Here is a 20289-nt window from a genome sequence, read left to right on the forward strand (position 1 = left end):
TCTCTCCTTATTTAATCGCCCCATCTGCAATTCCATCGAGAATATATTTTTGGAAAAAGCCATAGAACACAATAACTGGAAGTGCTGTTAACACGAGTGCTGCTAAAATTTTTGGCCAATCTGCGACATATTGTCCGAATAACGAGTTAATCGATAACATTAACGTATAATTATTTACATCTGTTAGCATGATTAGCGGCAAAAGAAAATCATTCCAAAGCCATAAAACGTTAAGAACTAATATCGTTGCTGTAATTGGTTTCAGTAATGGGAAAATAATCCGAATGAAAATTTGAAAATCATTACAGCCATCAATTTTCGCTGCTTCCTCTAGCTCTTTCGGAATCGATTTCACAAATCCATGGTAAAGAAAAACAGCCATATTTACACCGAGACCAATATAAATTAATCCAAGTCCATATAATGAGCCTTGTAAGCCAAGACCTTTTGCCATTTGACTTAACGTAATCATAATTGAATGGAATGGAACGAGCATTGAAGCAATAAATAGCATAAAGAACAATCCACTAAGCTTCCCAGATGTTCTTGCTAATTTATAACCAGCAAGTGAGCCGCAAAAGACTATTCCCGCTAACCCAATGACAGTTACAATCAATGTATTAAACGCACTACCAAGTAAATTTAACTCTTCGAAAACACCAATATAATTTTCAAAGGAAAATGATGTCGGAAAAGCTAATACAGAAGTAAAAATTTCTCCTTGTGTTTTAAACGAGTTAATAATGGCCATATAAATCGGGAAAAACGAGATAACTGCACAAACAGTTAAAATAAGATTAATCGTAATCGATAACGGAACATTTTTTCTCATGCTTCTACCTCCTTGCGTTTTAGCACACTTACTTGGATTAACGTAATCACTAAGACGACGAGAAATAGAATCATTGCTTTCGCATTTGCATAGCCAAATCTGAAATTATTCGAGAATGCTTCCTCGTAAATATTCAACGCCATTACTTGAGTAGAAGTTCCAGGTCCCCCTTGCGTTAATGCATAGACAACATCAAATACTTTAAACGCTCCATTTAATGTTAAAAATGAACAAATCGTAATCGCATGCATAATCATTGGAAGAATGACATGAGTGACTCTTTGGAATATATTTGCTCCATCAATCATCGCTGCCTCTTTTAATTGTTTTGGAACACCTTGTAGAGCTGCCATATAAATGACCATCATATAGCCAATCCCTTGCCATAGCGAGACAATCAATATCGAGTAAAAGGAAACCTTAGGATCACCAATCCAAGACTGGTCTAAAATTGAGAACACCGCTTGCTTTGATAGCTCTGGAAAAACATTTGTAAAAATAAACGAGAACATAAATGAGGAAATAATCAAGCTAATCATATTAGGCATGAAGAAAATTGTTCTGAAAAAGCCTTTTGACTTTCTTCTAGATTCAATTAATAATGCTAAAAATAATGCAACGACATTTTGTATGATAAATACGAAGATTGTATATTTTAACGTAAATATAAACGAATGCCTAAACGCTTTATCATCTTGAAATGCTTCAATATAATTACTTATTCCAACAAAGTTATACGATTGATTTAAACCGTTCCAATCTGTAAAGCTGTATATTCCCGCCCCAACTGTTGGAATGAACAGAAAGATAAGGTAAAAAACGAATGCAGGTAGGACAAATAGAATTAAGCTTAAATGTTTCCTCTTGAATAGTGTTTTTTTCGTCGAAACGGCTTCTTTAACAGGCGTTTTTAGCTCTGTAACCGGCATAACTCTCACCCTTTCAATCAAGCATTTATTGCACTATAGAATGAAAGACAGCTATTTAAACTGTCTTTCACTTAATTAGTAGTTAGTTGTTCACCTTATTTGCTTCTTGCCATGCTCTGTCTAACCCTTCAATTACCTCTTCCTGCGAAATATCATCAGCATAATAGCTTTGTAGTAATTTTTCAGACTGTGACTTAACTGCAGATGGCATAGTTGGATCTTCATATACTTTACCTTCAGCTACATACTTTGATGATTCCTCTAACCATGGATATGTTTCAAACGTATGAATATCAGAAATCGGGTTAAAGCCTAAGCTTTCATAAAATGCACTCGAATCTTTATCATCTAAAATATAATTTACGAAATCCTTCGCAACATCTTTTACTTTACTAACCTTTGAAACAGCTAAAGATGTTGATGCACCTAAGTTAATAAGTGTTGCATTTTCATCATCATTTATCGGAAGTGGAGCAACACCGAAATTAAAATTTTCATTCGTTGCTAACATTGATTCAGCCATCCACGGTCCTTGAACCCACATCGCTGCTTGACCGCTGGCAAATGCAGCTGCACCTTGGTCCTGACCTACTTCAAATGGGCGGTCTGTTCCATGAGCATGAACAAGATCAATGATGTCAAACATTCCTTCTAATTCAGCAAATGAAGCCTCGTCTTTATTCATTTTGTCAATAAAGCCTTTATTTGTCGTGCTTTCTAATGCTCCTACAGTTAATGGTAGGAATAGCTGTGGTATATACGAATCCTTATAAGCTCTAATAAATGGTGTAATCCCTTTATCTTCTAGCGATTTTATAACCGCTTTCATTTCTGTTAATGTTTTTGGAACTTCAATCCCATTCTCTTCAAAAATATCCTTGTTATAGAGAAAGCCCCATTGAAGTGTTTCAAGTGGTACTGCAAGAACTTTATCATTTCTTGTTACCATTGGTTTCACTGTGTCATAAAGCTTATCAACGAATGGTTCCCCTGTTAAATCTTCTAAGTAACCTGCTTTATCATATACTGGAATATCGTTTATTGCATGAATCGCAAAAACATCTGGACTATCCCCTGAAGCAAGACGTGTTTTCAGCAGCTGGTCTGCTTCATTTACACTCGGTAATTCAAGTTTGACTGTTACTTCACGACCTTTTTCTTCTTTTTGTTTTTTAACAAACTGGTCGATATATGTTTCATATTGCTCCTTAAAACGAGGCTGTCCAATAAATACCTTTAATTCTACTTTTTCTCCCTCTCCACCTTCACCACTGTTTGTAGAGCTACTAGAGTTACAACCAGCTAACAAACCAACAAAGAAAATCGATGCCACTATCAATGTAAGCGCTTTTTTCATTTTCAACTCCCCTTTCTGTTTTTATCATAATTGGATATTTCATTTAACGGAATTGACTATTTTAACGCTTACATTTGTATTATTTTAATTTTTTCTGATTTTCCCTGGTGAAGTCCCATAATACTTTTTGAATACTCGATAAAAGTATGAAACATCTTCATATCCCACCATTTCTGCGATTGACTTATATTGTAATGTCGTTGTTAAAATGAGTTGCTTTGCCATTTCCATACGGCTTGAAATAATATATTCTGTCACATTACAGCCGTACTTTTTCTTAAACGCTGTTGTTAAATATTCCTTACTTACAAAATATTTCTTCGCAATAACATCAAGTGACATATTCATTAATGTAAAGTTGTCATCAATGTATTGTTTAATTTCATCCAAATTAATTTTTGATTTTTGCTTACGAATAGTATCAATTGCAATAATTACTTGTTCACCAATTTGCTGAAGAAACGTTATTTCATCCTCAAATGTTCTCTTCCCTTGATAACATAATTGATTCCAATTTAAGCCGACATCTTCAAGTTTCACTTTATGCTCCTTTAGCATCTCTTCAAGTACTATTAAAAACAACTGGTGTAAATAGGCGATGAAAGAAGAATCATGCCTTAATCGAGCATCAACTTTAGGAATAAAGTGGTTTACACTATTCGAGAGTTGCGTTGCATTAAGTTCTTTAAAAGAGAAGGAAAGTGTGCGACGAAACGGGCTAATTAGTTCCTCAAGTTCAATGAACTCACCAATTAAAAATGGATATCCTATTTGTTGCTCTTGTTTTTTCCGTTTCGTAAAAATTGCTTTTCTTAATGCATCATTTAGTTCCGTTTCATCTACAGGCTTTGGTAAATATTCAATAACCCCAGACTTAATCGCTTGCCTTGTATACATGAAATCCTGATAGCCGCTCAGGACAATCGCCAAAATGTCAGGGTATTCCTTCACTAATATATCTAGTAAACGAATTCCATCCATACCAGGCATTTTCATATCTGTTATAATAAAATCAGGCTTTAATGAATTAATAAACTCTATTGCCTCCATTCCATTAGTCGCCTCAATTATTTGTGTAATCCCAATTTCATCATGATTTATTAACGCTTTCACTGATTCTCTTGCCCAGCTTTCATCATCTACGATTAATAAAGTGCTCACTTAGTTCACTCCCATTTCGATAAGGAATTCTCACTATTACCTTAGTAAATTCTGATTGCTCACTATCTATCTCTATTCCGTATTCTTTACCAAAATATAATTTGATTCGATTATTTACATTTCGCAGCCCAATACTTCGATGCTGTGTATCCGTATCAAAAATAAGTTTTTCTCTTACTTCTGCTAATATTTGTTCTGACATACCGACTCCATTATCTATGATAGCGATTTCAATTTCATCAAAAACCATTTGAATATCGATTTTTAATTCTGCCTTTTCAAGCTTAGATTCAAATCCATGTTTAAATGAGTTTTCAATAATCGGCTGAAGTGTTAATAAGGGAATGAGTCCCTCTTTTACAGCCCCATCGACAAAAAGCTGGATAGAGAGGTTTTCTCCAAATCTCACCTTTTGTATATATAAATAATTATTTAAATGGTTGACCTCTTCCTTCATTCGCACGAGATCTCCTCGCTTATCGGTTATATAGCGAAACATGAACGCAAGCTTTTGTGTCATCTCATAGATGTCCTTCGCTTTATTCTTTAATGCCATTCCAGAGATAACTTGAAGTGTATTAAATAAAAAATGTGGATTAATTTGCGATTGTAATGCAAGAAATTGTGCATCCCGGTTTTCCATTTCACGCTTATAATCCTTCTCTATTAAATCTTTAATTCTAGTAATCATTTCTTTATATTTTCGTTGAAGATGACCAATTTCATCTGTTCGTCTCGTTTCGATTTGAACATTAAAATTATTTTCTCCTACCTGATCCATTTTTCTCGATAAGGAGACAATCGGTTTTGCAACCTGATTTGAAACGAGAATTGAGAGAAGAATCGTAAGTAAAATCGAGATTAGGAGGATAATAATCCCTGTCCTCCCTATGTATATTGCCCCAACCCGCATTACTTCTTCTGGTACTAGCTTCACTAATTGAATTTGTCCTCCCATTAAATTTTGATAGAAATAATAATCGTTATCTTTTGTTATATAATTTGTATCATTTGCTTTCATAGATGAACTCAAGATTTCTTCACTAATATTCTTCCGCAGCTTCATTGAATTTAATGTGTAAACGGTATTTCCTTCCTTATCTAGAAGAAGGATCTCCTCCTCACCATTACTTTGCAAATTTGTTGCAATATGATCAATTAGCGAAAACGATACTTGGATTTCAATTTTCCCAACTAATTTTTGATCCTCGAATCGAAAGATATTACGGGCAAATGTAAAACTATGATTTGATGTATTCACATCAAAAATCGCTGTTTTTTCCGTATTCTTTATTTGTGTTTGAAAATAATGGTTTATAAAAAAATCATTATTTTCAACCTGATAGAGCCGATCATCCTCATAGGAAATAAGTGTGACAGAGATAATATCATCATCCCCATTGTACAAACCAAACAGCTTATCTTTAATATAGGTTTGGGTATTAAAAGCCCCTGTAGATGATATGTTGTTTTCGGTTGTTATACTAGGAACAAGTCTTTCATCAACAAGTTCCGCAAATAGTAAGTCATTATAAGAATGAAATTGCTCCTCTAAATAGCTTTTAGAAAGCTCCATCCGCGATAAATTCGAGCTAATCTCTGAGGATTCGACTGTACCTCTTGAAATATAAGTAGAAATTAACATAAATATAAGCATTGGTACCATCATAACTAGTAACAAGGTGCCCATCATTTTCCGCTGAATACTCTCTAAAATATATTTCGATAGAATTTGTTTGACTCCCCTGTGAAACTTCACCCTTAATTCCCCCTTTATACTAATAAGGATTTTTATCAAAATTAATATAATAAATTTTTAACAGTTTTTCGTAGATTACTATCTTATTTTGGTTAGATTCATTGTAGTCAATTCCATGTAGATTTGATAGATATTATTCTAAAATTTCAGAAACTTTTACTGCCTTTTTTATTAAATTTCACAAGGAGATGTAAAAATTATATTATTATAAAGAAGGGGGAATATGGCAGAGGAGTTAGCCTAGGAACTAACTATAATAGGTAGTACTCAAATTGGTATATAAATTTATTAAATTATTAACTGTATGATGAGATATAGTTATCGAACACTAGTAACTCTCGTTATTATTCTCTTAACTTTTATGTAATAAATCAGCGAGTAGTCATTAAAACAGCTAGCTATAATCAATATTTTGTTGAAGAGGTATTCTGACCCCTTCAACAAATCAATTATTTCATTTCATCATCTAAATCATCACGATTCATATTCGATTTTTCGATTATTTGTTTTATTTCTCCAGAATCCCCTTTTGCATTAATTATTTCAAAAATTTGATTCAAATCATCACTTGATTGTTGCTTATTATCTTTCATAAGGACTACCTCCTTTGTATACTCCTATTAGTAATTTCCTAATATGGCAGAGATTATAACTGTTATACATAACTTTGCCATTTGTTTTCAAGTTTCGTACAATATGATAGGAGCATTTAAATAATATAAAAAAGCAGTGCCTTCTTTAAAGCACCGCATTATAAGTTAAGATATTTTGTTTTTCACAAGAACATTTGATGATTGTTTAATATCATTTGCCATACTATCTAAAATTGGCATTTTTACCTTAAGTTCATTCCCCATATCCATAACATCATCGTAAATTCGTTGTATTTCCTCAGCATGATTATAATATTTAAATATTTCTCTTTGATAGCGATTTGTCTTCAACGTAGCCCAGAATGCTAATGCCGCAATCCAGGAAGGAAGAAAAAAAACTCTAGCATCAAAAAATTGCTTCACATTGACTCCACGAGCTTTAGAAACAATTAATGCTTCTCTAATACATAATACTGCACGCCGAATATAAGGTATGCTAGACATTAGCTTTTCTGTCCCTCCCGCTTTCATTGCAACTGTGCTAATCCCAGCGTTAAGAGAAAATTGTTTCCATAACCAGTGCTGCATATTTTTTTGAACTTTTACCTTTATGCCTACTTGTTCAAAAAGCTTTGAAATTGACATGATACGTTCAGAGTTTTTCCCATTCATTTCTCCAAGATAGATGAAGTCCATTAAGGCTCCTTTTAAAATTAGATTAGGCATTTGATAAAAACCGCCTCCAGCACTAGGAAACCCCCATATATATTTATCCTGTGGAAGAAACTCATCAATAACACTTGTATCTGTCCATAGGTGATTAAAAAACAGGATATCTGCACGTCCAAGATTTTTCGCTAAGAGTGGCAATACAGATTTTAATTGGTAATGACGTAAACTTACAATGACAAGATCAAACTCATCAAACGATGGTAGTTCATCTACAAGATTAGGCTTGTAGTTTTGAATATGAATCCCTGTCTTTCTTCTTCCGTCTAATAAATGAAGCTGGATCCCATCGTTTAATTGCTCAAGTTTATTCGGTCTTACATAATGTACAACATCTATTCCTGATTGAGAAAATGCGTGTCCATAAATCGTCCCGATAACACCTGAACCAAACATTAATACTCTCAAAGAAATCCGCACCTTTTCATAATTTAATAGAGTTTTCTAATTTACCTGTACCCTATCAACAGATTTTAACATATTATCAATATTGCATCCATTAATTGGAATTGAAATATTTTAAAACAAGCACTCTGTAAAATCTTTTAATGATGATGACTAATAAAATAAGTTCTTTTAAAAATTATTCCAAAAAAAAATCCCCTTATCATCTCATTTCAGATAATAAAGGGAAAATTAATAAAATTATTTAAAAGTATTTGGCAATTTAATTTTTACTTCAGAGCCAAGTTCTGATGAACGGAGAATACCATCAATTATCGCCTGGTTTATCACGATTTGTTCTCCAGGAATTGGCGCAGCTTTTCCTTCTTTTATAGCAATTACAAAGTCGCGAACCTTTTCATAAAAAATATTAAGCCGATGATTTTGAACAGGGATTGTCGTCTCAACATGATGTCCTTTTATATCATGATACATTGAAATTGAACCGATCCCCCCATCCCAAACTCCACTCCATGGTCCATTGCCAGCAGGTGTTAATTTTAAACCTGCATCAGTTCCAAGAAATAATGTTGGTCCAAGTGAATCCATATGCATCGCCCATGAAATCTTGAAGTTTAACAAAATATCTCCCTCTAATCGAATCATCGCAACCCCGAAGTCTTCTACTTCAAAATTATCCGCTTCCTTGTGGTAGATTGGATTCGTCCCAAAATAATTAGAGGTATATGCAGAAACCGTTAATGGCTTAGGATAACCTAGCGAATTTAAAGCTAAATCTAATGAATAACATCCTATGTCTGCCATTGCTCCTGCACCTGCTAGACTCTTCTTAATAAAAGTACCGCCTGGCATTCCACGACGTCTTCCGCCTCCTGTTTGAACATAATAAACATTACCTAATTGGCCAGTTTGAACAATGTCTTTAACAGCTTGCATATTCGGGTCATATCTTGGCTGAAACCCAACTGTAAGAATTTTGTCGGCTTTTTTAGCAGCATCAACCATTTCAATTGCCTGGGTTAACGTAACGGCCATTGGCTTCTCAACTAACACATGCTTTCCTGAATTTAGGGAATCAATGCTCGTTTGATGATGGGCAACATTAGGTGTACATACACTAACAGCATCAAGATCAAGAGTTAATAAATCAAGATGATCTCGAAAGCCTCTCGCATTCTTTAGGTTGAGCTGTTCAATAAATTGAGATGCTTTGCCTGGTATAATATCTGCTACAGCTACTATCCGCACATCGTCCATTTGCTTATATGCTTCTGCATGTGCAGCAGCTATACCTCCACTGCCAATAATCCCTACATTTATCGTATTAGACAAGGTAAAACCTCCACCCATTTATTAGTTTCAAAGAATCATAATGTCATATCTTCAAAATAAACAGCTTTTCCGGTTTTAGCTGATTCGTATATTGCTTCTAATATTTGTGTCACAACATACGCTTGCTCAGGCTGTACAATTGGCTCTGTGTTATGAATAATCGACTCAATCCAAAGGCGTGCCTCTAGGTCTGCATCAGATTCCGAATTGCCATCATAAAAGGCTACTCCTCCTGAATTGAGCTCTACATTTGTTGTATACAGCTTTCCGAAGCTTTCGCCGTGAATTCGAAGTCCATCCTTCATATCTGCCCCTCCATCAGTACCGCTGAGAGAACATTTCGCTTCATCGACATCTAAGGAATTTAATGCCCAACTCGCTTCTAATACGATTGTTGCACCATTTTGCATTGTAATGAAACCAAATGCTGAATCCTCTACTGTAAACTTCTCAGGATCCCATGGTCCCCATGCATTTGCCGCGTTTTCCTTTTTACTAAGCTTATGGTAAGTCGTTCCCATTACAGATTTCGGCTTATAGTTGTTCATCATCCATAAAGTGAGATCAAGCGCATGTGTCCCAATATCTATTAACGGACCACCGCCTTGTTTTTCCTCATCAAGAAATACACCCCATGTAGGGACTGCTCGACGCCGAATTGCATGTGCCTTTGCATAATAAATTTCCCCTAAATCGCCGCGTTCACATAGATTATGTAAATGCTGACTATCAGGTCTAAACCGGTTGTTATAGCCAATCGTTAACTTTTTACCAGATCGTTTTGCCGCCTCAACCATTAACCGCGCTTCATTCGCGGTCTTCGCCATTGGCTTTTCACACATTACATGTTTTCCTGCATTAAGTGCCGCAATTGATATTTCCGCATGTGAATCATTTGGTGTTAAAACATGGACAACCTCAATCTCTTCATTTTGTAATAAGTCGCGATAATCCTCATATATTTTTGCATCTTCAACACCGTATTCTTTAGCTGCCTTTTCAGCACGAGCTATTTCGATGTCACAAAAACCGATCATTTCTACATTGGAAAGCTTAGCGAGACTTGGCATATGTTTTCCATTAGCGATGCCTCCACAACCAATAATTGCAAGCTTCATCGTTCTCATTTTTTATTCCTCCAATCATTGTTTAAAATAAAGCTCGAGATGCTCCTTCGCCTTCACTATTCCAAGCTTCTCTTTCTCAAGTGTTCCCCAATAACGATGATCCTCCAGTTCGATACTAATCGGACCGTTGTAATTGATTTTCTCTAAACGCAATGCTACTTTTCCCCAATCAACCTCACCTTGGCCTGGGATTGTATAACGCCAAGAGCCTTCTGAAAAATCATAATTTGCCCCAAATGTAGCAGGAATGTTACCGAATTCATATAAATCATCATGCAAGATTTCAGTATCCTTTCCGTGACAATATGTAACTCTATGTCCAAACTCATTAAGCACTCTTAAATAATCAATCCCCAATCTTACTAAATGCGAAGGATCATAGTTTAACCCAAAATGCTTTGACGGGATCACATTGAACATCGCCCTTAGCATTTCAGGTGTACATCCTAATGTCGGATAATATGGAGCAGGTCCCGGCCATCCTTCTAATGCTAAAAAAACATTATTTTGTTCAGCATGCTCGACAATACTAGGAAATGCAATCTTCCAAATTTCAAAAGCTTCCCTCCTTGTCATTGAGTTTTCGGGAACAAGGCAAATAAATATGACTTTTCCACCAAGCACTGAAACCTCTGATATTTGCTTCTTCAAGGCATTTATCGCTTCATTACGACTTTCCTGATGAGGACTTAATAGCTTTGTTTGTCCAACTGCCCCGATTCCATCCACTGTTCCGATCTCAAGTCCTTCCTTTTCTAATGTTGACTTAATCTCTTGATTCAAATAGGGCAAATCAACTACATTTAATCCAATCTCAGAAGCGAATTTTGCAACTCCTTCAATCCCATTTGCACCAATTTGCGGCGGAATTCTCATGCCAATTTTATTCATAAAATAAAGCCTCCTAATTATTTATTTTTTAGCATTCTATTTAATACCACTAAAGGTAATCCCTTTAATAAACGTCTTTTGTAGAAAGAAGAATAGAATAATAATAGGTACTGTCATCATGGTGGAAACAGCCATCATCAGACCCCATTCTGAGCCTTTTTGACTTTGGAACTGCTGTAAGCCTAGCGATAATGTGTATTGAACTGAATCTGTTAAATACAATAATGGTCCAATAAAATCCGTCCAACTAGCCATGAACTGAAACAGACCTACAGCTAATATTGCAGGCTTTGCCAATGGAAGCATGATCTGTAAGTAAATTCTAAATTCACTTGCACCATCGATTTTTGCCGCCTCTCTTAAACTATCAGGTAATCCCATAAAAAATTGTCTTAATAAAAAGATATAAAACGGTACCCCGAAGAAAGCAGGAATAATTAACGGATATGGTGTACCGACCATCCCCAATTTTTCAAATAATAGGAACAACGGTATCATTGTTACTTGTCCTGGTATCATCATCACCCCAATCGTAATGATGAAAAGAGCATTTCTACCTGGCCACTTTAGCTTCGCAAAACTATAAGCAACTAGCGGACACGATATGACAGCACCTACCGTACTAAAGACCGTGATCATTATCGTGTTTTTCAAATAGGTAAAAAAAGGAATATAGTTCATTGCATCTATATAATTGCTCCACATGAAAGGCTTAGGAATCCATTCTGGGGGAAAAGTAAACACTTGTGTCAATGGCTTCAATGATGTCGATACCATCCAAATAAATGGAATGATAAAAAAACATGATGCGATAATCAAAGTAAAATGTGCTAAAAGACGTGTTATTCTCTTTTTCACGATCCCATCCATATGTTCGCCTCCTTATTTCCCTTGATAGTGCACCCAACGCTTTGATGTAATAAATACAAGAGCTGTTAACGCCATAATTATGACAAATAATATCCAAGCCATAGCAGATGCATAACCCATCTTAAAAAACTTAAAACCATTATCATATAAATACATGACATAGAAGGTTAAGGAATTCGCTGGAGTCCCTTTCCCCTGTGTTAATGCATATGGTAATGTAAACTGTTGAAAGGCGCCAATTATCCCCATCACTAAATTAAAAAAGATGACTGGTGTTAATAATGGAAGTGTTATATGAAAAGTTCTTTGAAACCAATTCGCACCATCAACTTCTGCCGCATCATAATAATCTTCTGGTATATCACCTAGCCCTGCCAAATAAATCACAATCGCCTGACCAATCCCCCATAAGGACATCATGATTAAAGATGGCTTTGACCATACTTCACTGCCCAGCCAAGAAGGACCTTCAATCCCGATCATGTTTAAAAGCCCATTTACAAGGCCAAAGCCTGGATTTAATAACCACATCCATAAAACGGCAAGCGCAACATGTGGCACAAGTGTTGGAAGGAAAAAAATCGTTCGATAGATTGCCATCCCTTTAACCTTCATGTTTAACATCATCGCTAACGCTACACCAAAAATAATACTTAACGGAACATAAAGTACTGCGAAATAAATCGTATTATAGACAGATTTCCAAAATAAAGAATCCTGCATTAGTTCTTGATAGTTTTGAAATCCGACAAACTCTCCTGGCTGGAGAATGCTGTAGCTCGTAAAACTAAAGTAAATCGAAGAAAACAACGGTATAGCATAAAAAACGAGTAGACCAATTATCCATGGTGAAGCAAATAATAATCCGTACTTATATTTCCCGATCACAGCTAGCCCTTTCTTATTTGAGGGAATGGCTAGTTTACTAGTATTCGTTTGATTAGGTAAAGGTTTCACTTATATCCTCTCCTTCCATCAATCGGTTTGGGAGGGAAATCCCTCCCTTTATTTATTTAGCTATTTCCTTCGTCACCTTTTCAGTCACTTTGTTTAACAACTCTTCTGGTGTACCGTTCCCGCGAGTTGCATTTTCAACTGCACTTGCTAATTCATTCCAATATAATGAACCTTGTGTCATAACTGGACGATGATGGGAGACAGGTAAAATTTCAACGAATTCCTTTAAAATTGGGTCATCTTTATAACCTAATTCTTCATTCACTGAATCAATAACAGAGAAATCCCTTGCAATTTCACTAAAGATTTTTTGTCCTTCTACACTGCCAAAAAACTTCATAAATTCCCAAGCAGCCTCTTTATTTTTCGCTCCTTTTGGAATAACAACAGACCATCCACCTGACCATGTTGTGTGATTTTCACCTGTTGGTGTTGGGATTGGGAACACTCCGTAATTTAAATCAGGTTTAAATTTTTTAATTGCAGATACTTCCCATGGTCCGCTAACTTTCATACTTAGTTGACCTGTTAAGAACGGATCCATTGCCCCTGTTCCTTGGGAATCTGTAAAACCTGCAATATCCTCAACATCATATTTTTCAGCAAAATCTGTTATCCATTGAAGTGCCTCAACAACCTTCGGATCATTTGCAGTTACTTTTTTAGTTTCAGGTTCATAGAAATCACCGCCAAAAGCCCATCCCCAGCTGTATAACCATCCTTGGCCATACCAAGGGATAAACCCAATTCTTTCAAAGCGATTTCCCTCCTTAATCGTCAATTTCTCTGCAGCCTCCTCTAATTGAGCAATTGTTTTCGGCGGATTATTAGGGTCTAATCCTACTTCTTCAAAATGATCTTTATTAAAATATACGAGTCGCGAATCAGTTGTCGTTGGAATTCCATATAGCTTTCCTTCATAACTTGCTTCTTCCCATGCAAACGGATAATATAATTCCTTTGAAACTCCACTTGACTCCGCTAACTCTGTTAAATCCTCTAATGATCCTTGAGCAGCCCATGAGCCAATTTCAAATCGATCGAAATAGGCAACATCTGGTGGGTTACCACCTGAAACGGCTGTAAGCAATTTCTCATTTTGTCCTTCACCTTGGTTGGCTGTATAGACTGCATTAATTTTAATATCAGGATTTTTTTCTTCAAACGCTTTTATAACGGCATCAACTGCTTCACCAGTAATATCTGTCATTGGATGCCAAAATGTTACAGTTGTTTTCCCCCCACTCTTTTCACTCGTTGTCTCCGATTTGGAAGAGCAAGCAGTGATTACCAATGACAAAATCAAGATTAAGACAATACCTAATAACCGAAATCTTTTCATCATGTCCATCCCCCTACTTTAAAAATAATGAAACGACTTTTTCGCTACTATTCTGTTATTCTCTGATGAACCATTAATAAAAGCGCTTACATTAGTATGTAAAAAAATAGAGTTTGATAGTTCCAATATTATAACAACTTATACTTGTTATTATTAATGGTATGTCATTAGATTATCAACGATTCCACTATATGTCAATATGATATTTATTATATTTAATTTTATATTTTCTCTATTCTCCTAAATCACTCACTATTTCAAAGAGAACAAAAAAAACAACCCCAATTTACAGGATTGTATTATCACTAGTTGATAAAATCGATGAGGTTGTTTTCCCTTTTATTAAACTAAAATTTATCGTTGTATGCTTAGGAATTTTTTCACCCCTAAGTTGTTTCTTTAATAAATGGACAGCCATCTTACCCATTTCTTCCTCATGTTGACGGATATGTGTAAATGTATCCTTCTCATAAAGATTTTCTGGACAATCAAAACATACAATTGAGTAATCTCGAGGAATACTTTTTCCTAATTGAGATAATACATTTTTTAATGCTAGAGCTAAATAGTATTCACAAACGATAAATGCAGTAACAGATGGATTTTGGACAATAAATTGTTTAATTGCTTCATAATCTGCTTGAAGCTTAGTTGAAGCAAGCGCATCTTCAATATTTTGTGGTAGAGAGCTGATTAAATCAAGCAACAAAAAATTAGGGTTTAATTTTAAGCCTTGCTTTGAGTAAGCAAAATGAAAGCCTTGTAATCTTTCCTCTATTGTCGATGTACCGATTGGTGATGGTGAAAGAAAAGCAATATCTTTATGCCCTAAGGAAAATAAATAATTTGTTAATGCTTCACTTGCTTCTTGATTATTCGTACAAACGGAGCTTGCAGGAATTCCTTTCAAATACCTGTCAACTAACACTAAAGGAAATTCAGAAAGAACAAGTTTTAATAATTCGGTATTGTAGTGCTCACCATGTACAGGAAATATAATTAACCCATCGACGCCAAACTTTACAAGATCACGGATTGCTTTTTCCTCTTCCTCACTTCGTCCACCTGTTCTTCTTATAATCAAATTGATATTACTTTGCTGGCATGTTCTTTCAATAGCTTTGACAAGATTTAGGCCAAACGCATTATCAAAGTCTGGAATAATTAAGGCAATTAATTTACTATCTTCCGCTCTAGATAATGGTAAACTGTCATCAACTTCATCGTTCATTTGTTGTTGTGCTGCTACAAATGAACCTTTTCCTCTAATTCTTTCAATTATTTTATTTTGGGCAAGCAAATCTAACGCTTTCTTTGAAGTTATTCTGCTAACATTAAATTGTTCTGCTAAATCCTTTTCAGAAGGAACTCTGTCACCTTGTGTTAATTTCCCCTGCTTAATTTCGGAAATGATATATTTATATATTTTCTCGTACAATGGAGTATTCATCTACTTCTCCACCCTCTATAAGTTGATATATTAAATATATCATCTTCATACCAAGAAAACAAGATTTTCCTTTAAATTTTGTTAGATTTTGTCGCAACTTGAAACTTAAGGTAATTGTCGATATTAATAGTAGCGATATCTATTTCCCAACTTTTCTGACAGCTTCAAATATGCTAATTAATAAGGTTATAATAATAGACAGCATAAATAATATCGTTATGCCAAATGTCCCTGTCATTGTTTCATCTTGCAGCAAATTGCCGACGATTACCATAAAGATAACACTACCGAAAAACGTAAGCATGATTATCGAAATGAACTTGGCCATTTTTGTTCTCCCTTACATATTTATCAATTAGTTTTCGGGTGAATAAACTTAAAGTTATTGGCTGATTAAAAGAATACCCGAATGTGCATACATAGCTAGTGACTCAAGCTCAGCACAACTCCCACTTTTGGCAATTATGAAATCAAATTATTTATTGGAGTGATTCCCTAATAAAGTTCAGTTATTTCACACAAATAGATAGGTATCGATTAATTGAAAAGAAAAATTCATGTTGTAAAGACATTTCCTTTAATTCACATATCCAATTCTCTAATTCCTCTTCTCCCATTAATTGTTTTTCAATTAGCCAATCTTTCATCATATGTGCAACCTTATAAGAATAATACGGTTCTTCAAACTTATCATTTATTAAAGTGTAAACGAGTGGAGTTACTTCACTAAATCCAACATGATGACACATCCCATAGAGCTTTCTCCCAATATTCCCATCTGGTCCAGAATCACTAAATTGTTGAATAATTGAACGGAGCTTTTGAATATCTTTTGTCATAAACACCGTTTGATCCCAATCTGTATGTTGGATAAGTGCAATTCCGTTAGGTTTGAGAACCCGTTTGATTTCATTTATTGCTTTAAGCGGGTCTTTTATCCATTCTAAAGTTTCAGCACAAATTACTTTATCAAAGGAATTGTCCTCAAATTGTAACGACGAACCGTCCCCTTGCACAAACTCTATTTTTTCATTCTTACCTAGATTTTCCCAGTTTTGTTTCGCATGGGCAATTCTTTTTTTATCATGATCTAAACCTATGACTTTTTTAATATACGGAAATAAATTAACTAAAAGATGCTCTGTATCTCCTGAATTACAGCCGATATCTAAAACTAAATCATTTGGTTGAACTTGCAGTTGCACCAATTGAAATTTCCATTGTTCAATTATGTCAGGCATTGGTGGATTGAGAAATTGTTCCTGGGCCATGTTATAATCATCCTTTCTATAAAAAATTAAAAATCCCGCCTCTATTAAAGAGACGAGATTTGAACTCCCGTGGTACCACCCTAATTGACGAACATTGGTCCACTATTATTGATAACGAGAAAATACCCCAACTTAATTAGTTCAAGTACATATATATAAAAGTGTGCTTCATCATAACTTCTTCACCAGGGTTTTTCCATCCCTGACTTGCTACCTATTTCATTATGATTACTCTCTTCTCCAACGAATTATATTTTTATTTATTATATCTAAATATTGGAAAATATGTCAATCCTTCCTTTTATATATTCTATGTTTATTACAATAATATCGCTTCACGTACCCTTTCAATCTCTTTAATCTCATCATTTAATATATGATAGATTAATAATTTTCTGAGTTTAAAACTATCACGATAAATAATTTTCAACTAAATAGATTCACCTATTTCTTTTGAATCATAGAGAATAAGACATGAAATATCCACTAATTGTCAATGTATTTTAGTCTTTTTTAATATGCTACATTACCACTGAGAGCGCTTTCAAAATTTAAGTAGGGGTGATTTTTTGAAACTTGTTGAATCTATTTCTAAGTCGTGTAGAAACAATTCTTTTATCGTTTCTTGCAGTATTTTCATTTCGTTTCTTTTTCTAATAGTTTTGACGCCTAGTATAGGTTATGCGGAGGAAACGAAGCCATCAGCAAAGATTGACATTCAATCGTATGTTAGCGACATGCAGCCAGGCTGGAATTTAGGGAATACGTTTGATTCTGTTGGTGAGGATGAAACGGCATGGGGAAATCCACCTGTCACAAAGGAACTTATTGAACAGATTGCTGCGCAAGGCTATAAAAGTATCCGAATCCCGATTACGTTTGATCAACGTATGGCAAATGGTCCTTCCTATAAAATTGACGAGGGTTTCCTTAACCGTGTCGATACTGTTGTGAATTGGGCACTTGATGAGGATTTGTATGTAATGATTAATATTCACCATGATTCATGGATATGGTTAGAATCAGGTATGAAGAATAATCATGATGAATCACTTGCACGTTTCGTTTCAATTTGGACACAGTTAGCTGACCATTTTAAGAATCACTCTACTAAATTAATGTTTGAAAGCATTAATGAACCTCGCTTTACAGGCGAAGAAGCTGAGGAATTTGCTTATTTAAAAGAGCTTAATACAAGCTTTTTTAATATAGTAAGGAATTCAGGTGGAAATAATGATATCCGCCCGCTTGTCCTTCCGACATTAGACACTGGCTCTGAACAACATAAGCTAAATGAACTTTATCAAACAATCAAAGAACTGAATGATCCTTATTTAATATCCACTGTTCATTATTATGGTTTTTGGCCATTTAGTGTAAATATTGCTGGATATACTCGATATGACTTAGAAACGGAAACTGATATTATTCATACATTTGACCGTGTTCATAATACGTTTGTTGCCAACGGAATTCCTGTTATTCTAGGTGAATATGGGTTACTCGGCTTTGATACTCATACTGGTGTCATTCAACATGGAGAAAAACTTAAATACTTTGAATTTATGACACATTACGCACAAGAGAAAAAAATCACCCATATGCTTTGGGATAATGGACAGCATTTCGGTCGGGAGTCCTTCGTATGGTCAGATCCACAGCTTTACACAATGATGAAAACTAGCTGGGAAACAAGGTCAGCAACAGCAGAATCAGACTTTATATACTTGAAGAAAAATGAGGAAATAACTGATAAAACAATAAGCATTGACTTACATGGTAACCAATTTATTTCCCTATTATTAAACGATAAAAAACTTGTTAAAGGAAAAGATTATGAATGGGATGGGGCAAGATTAACATTTAAAGCTAGTTTACTTTCAAGCATAGCACAGTCTGGAGAACTAGGAACGAACGCTGTATTAACGGCAAAAAATAATCGTGGAGCAGATTGGCAGTTTAACGTCATTACCTATGAAAAGCCTATCATCACTAATTCAACAGGAACAACAACTGACTTTCGTATTCCTACTGTTTTTAATGGTGATAGCCTTGCAACAATGGAAGCTGTTTACTCAGATGGTAGTTTTGCAGGCCCACAAAACTGGACTTCATTTAAGGAATTTGGCTATGCCTTTTCACCTGACTATAAAACAAATGAAATTATTCTTACTGAACGATTTTTTAATGAAGTTCAGGATGGTGAAGTTCTTCTTACCTTACATTTTTGGAGCGGTGAAACTCTTACCTACACTTTACTGAAGAATGGTAATCAAGTTACAGGGAGCTATGATGATAAACCTGACACTCCTGATGATAATGAGGAAGTTGAAGAAGAACCGGCAATAGAAAATAATCCACCTAGTAATGAAGATGGTGCACCAATTAATGATGAGGAAACTAAAACTACTGATGATCTTATTAGAGACGAAACAACGAACCTTATTGAGGAGACACCTACTTCGAATGAAAAACCAATGACTCAAATCGAGGAAAATAACAATGTACAGCCTATTAGCCATGTTAAAGATACCGACGTAAAAAGGACAAATGAAGGAAATTTTCTTCCATCAACAGCAACAGGGCATTACAATTTACTAGCGATTGGTTTCCTTCTTCTTATAGGGGGATCCGTTTTTCTCCTCACAAAACGACAGTTAAAGCTTAATAAATAAATTTTAATTTGATTTAAGGAAGGAAAGGTTATTTACCTATCCTTCCTTTTTATTTATAAAAGGTAAAGGTTGTTATAATACCTTCCCCCTCTGAATTAAATCGCCTTATTAAAATGTACTTTCCCGATGTTTGATTCTTTACATATCCAATGTTTTTTGTTTTAATTAGTTAGTGTAACTAACTATATAGGAGGGTAATCTTGAATATTTTTTCTTTAATCAACCGATTAAATCGTCGCTATTTATCAGGTTTAACAGTTAAATTATCACCATTTGGCCTTACACCTGCAAACTGGTCTTTGTTAGATTATTTAGTTCAGAATGGACAAGTAACTAGCATTCAAATCGCAACCTATTGGGATATTGAGAAGCCAACTGTTTCTGCTAATGTTAAACAGCTAATTAAGCTTGGGCTTATTGAGACAATTCCTGGTAAGGATAAGCGTGAAAAACAGCTCATTCTAACGGAAAAAGGTCACCTCCTCATGAATGAGGTATCACCAATTATTTCGAAATTTCAAGATGACTTCCTTTCAAATTTTCAAAAGGAAGAAAAGGAATTTCTACAACGTGGCTTGTCCACTTTATACGAAGCAATGAAGGAGTAAG

At 34.9% G+C, this 20289-nt stretch carries 18 protein-coding genes; 2 read left to right on the forward strand and 16 right to left on the reverse strand.

Features of this window, described 5'->3' with window-relative positions; genetic code table 11:
• Window positions 1-7: 7 nt before the first annotated feature.
• From ACTJJ9_RS13190 to ACTJJ9_RS13265, 16 genes are all read right to left on the reverse strand, one after another.
• Window positions 8-832 (reverse strand): carbohydrate ABC transporter permease, encoded by an 825-nt coding sequence (locus ACTJJ9_RS13190; RefSeq protein WP_095300236.1) that lies wholly within the window; start codon window positions 830-832, stop codon window positions 8-10.
• Window positions 829-1761, reverse strand: a complete 933-nt coding sequence (locus tag ACTJJ9_RS13195; protein WP_095300237.1) for a carbohydrate ABC transporter permease — start codon at window positions 1759-1761, stop codon at window positions 829-831. The genes ACTJJ9_RS13190 and ACTJJ9_RS13195 overlap by 4 nt, the downstream gene beginning before the upstream one ends.
• Window positions 1762-1843: 82 nt before the next feature.
• Window positions 1844-3118 carry an ABC transporter substrate-binding protein gene (locus ACTJJ9_RS13200; protein ID WP_095300238.1) on the reverse strand — a complete coding sequence of 425 codons (1275 nt, stop codon included), beginning with the start codon at window positions 3116-3118 and terminating at the stop codon, window positions 1844-1846.
• An 84-nt stretch (window positions 3119-3202) separates the two neighbouring features.
• Complete coding sequence (locus ACTJJ9_RS13205; RefSeq protein ID WP_440768685.1) at window positions 3203-4279, reverse strand: response regulator transcription factor; 1077 nt, start codon at window positions 4277-4279, stop codon at window positions 3203-3205.
• Window positions 4254-6038 (reverse strand): sensor histidine kinase, encoded by a 1785-nt coding sequence (locus ACTJJ9_RS13210; RefSeq protein ID WP_095300240.1) that lies wholly within the window; start codon window positions 6036-6038, stop codon window positions 4254-4256. The genes ACTJJ9_RS13205 and ACTJJ9_RS13210 overlap by 26 nt, the downstream gene beginning before the upstream one ends.
• A 449-nt stretch (window positions 6039-6487) precedes the next feature.
• Window positions 6488-6631 carry a hypothetical protein gene (locus ACTJJ9_RS13215; RefSeq protein WP_170944339.1) on the reverse strand — a complete coding sequence of 48 codons (144 nt, stop codon included), beginning with the start codon at window positions 6629-6631 and terminating at the stop codon, window positions 6488-6490.
• Between the two features lie 165 nt (window positions 6632-6796).
• A complete protein-coding gene (locus ACTJJ9_RS13220; RefSeq protein ID WP_095300241.1) occupies window positions 6797-7768 on the reverse strand; it encodes a ketopantoate reductase family protein in 972 nt (323 codons plus the stop codon).
• A gap of 237 nt (window positions 7769-8005) precedes the next feature.
• On the reverse strand, window positions 8006-9097 hold the full coding sequence (locus ACTJJ9_RS13225; RefSeq protein ID WP_095300242.1) for a Gfo/Idh/MocA family protein: 1092 nt from the start codon (window positions 9095-9097) through the stop codon (window positions 8006-8008).
• A 35-nt stretch (window positions 9098-9132) separates the two neighbouring features.
• Window positions 9133-10224: a Gfo/Idh/MocA family protein gene (locus tag ACTJJ9_RS13230; protein WP_145581567.1), complete on the reverse strand. Its 1092-nt coding sequence runs from the start codon at window positions 10222-10224 to the stop codon at window positions 9133-9135.
• 15 nt (window positions 10225-10239) lie between these two features.
• Window positions 10240-11115, reverse strand: a complete 876-nt coding sequence (locus ACTJJ9_RS13235; RefSeq protein WP_095300244.1) for a sugar phosphate isomerase/epimerase family protein — start codon at window positions 11113-11115, stop codon at window positions 10240-10242.
• 36 nt (window positions 11116-11151) lie between these two features.
• Complete coding sequence (locus ACTJJ9_RS13240) at window positions 11152-11985, reverse strand: carbohydrate ABC transporter permease (RefSeq protein WP_145581568.1); 834 nt, start codon at window positions 11983-11985, stop codon at window positions 11152-11154.
• Between the two features lie 12 nt (window positions 11986-11997).
• Window positions 11998-12942, reverse strand: coding sequence for a carbohydrate ABC transporter permease (locus tag ACTJJ9_RS13245; RefSeq protein WP_440768686.1), 945 nt, complete (start codon window positions 12940-12942; stop codon window positions 11998-12000).
• A gap of 52 nt (window positions 12943-12994) precedes the next feature.
• Window positions 12995-14287 carry an ABC transporter substrate-binding protein gene (locus ACTJJ9_RS13250; RefSeq protein WP_145581569.1) on the reverse strand — a complete coding sequence of 431 codons (1293 nt, stop codon included), beginning with the start codon at window positions 14285-14287 and terminating at the stop codon, window positions 12995-12997.
• A gap of 283 nt (window positions 14288-14570) precedes the next feature.
• Window positions 14571-15734: a GntR family transcriptional regulator gene (locus tag ACTJJ9_RS13255; protein WP_145581570.1), complete on the reverse strand. Its 1164-nt coding sequence runs from the start codon at window positions 15732-15734 to the stop codon at window positions 14571-14573.
• A 139-nt stretch (window positions 15735-15873) separates the two neighbouring features.
• On the reverse strand, window positions 15874-16062 hold the full coding sequence (locus ACTJJ9_RS13260; protein ID WP_095300248.1) for a hypothetical protein: 189 nt from the start codon (window positions 16060-16062) through the stop codon (window positions 15874-15876).
• Between the two features lie 181 nt (window positions 16063-16243).
• A complete protein-coding gene (locus ACTJJ9_RS13265) occupies window positions 16244-17005 on the reverse strand; it encodes a methyltransferase domain-containing protein (protein ID WP_145581571.1) in 762 nt (253 codons plus the stop codon).
• A gap of 569 nt (window positions 17006-17574) precedes the next feature.
• On the opposite strand from ACTJJ9_RS13265, the gene ACTJJ9_RS13270 reads away from it, so the two are divergent.
• A complete protein-coding gene (locus ACTJJ9_RS13270) occupies window positions 17575-19680 on the forward strand; it encodes a cellulase family glycosylhydrolase (RefSeq protein ID WP_145581572.1) in 2106 nt (701 codons plus the stop codon).
• 200 nt (window positions 19681-19880) lie between these two features.
• Window positions 19881-20288, forward strand: a complete 408-nt coding sequence (locus ACTJJ9_RS13275) for a MarR family transcriptional regulator (protein ID WP_186324177.1) — start codon at window positions 19881-19883, stop codon at window positions 20286-20288.
• Window position 20289: the final 1 nt, after the last annotated feature.

It is taken from the genome of Metabacillus sp. 22489 (assembly GCF_052044855.1).
Lineage (GTDB): Bacteria > Bacillota > Bacilli > Bacillales > Bacillaceae > Metabacillus > Metabacillus niabensis.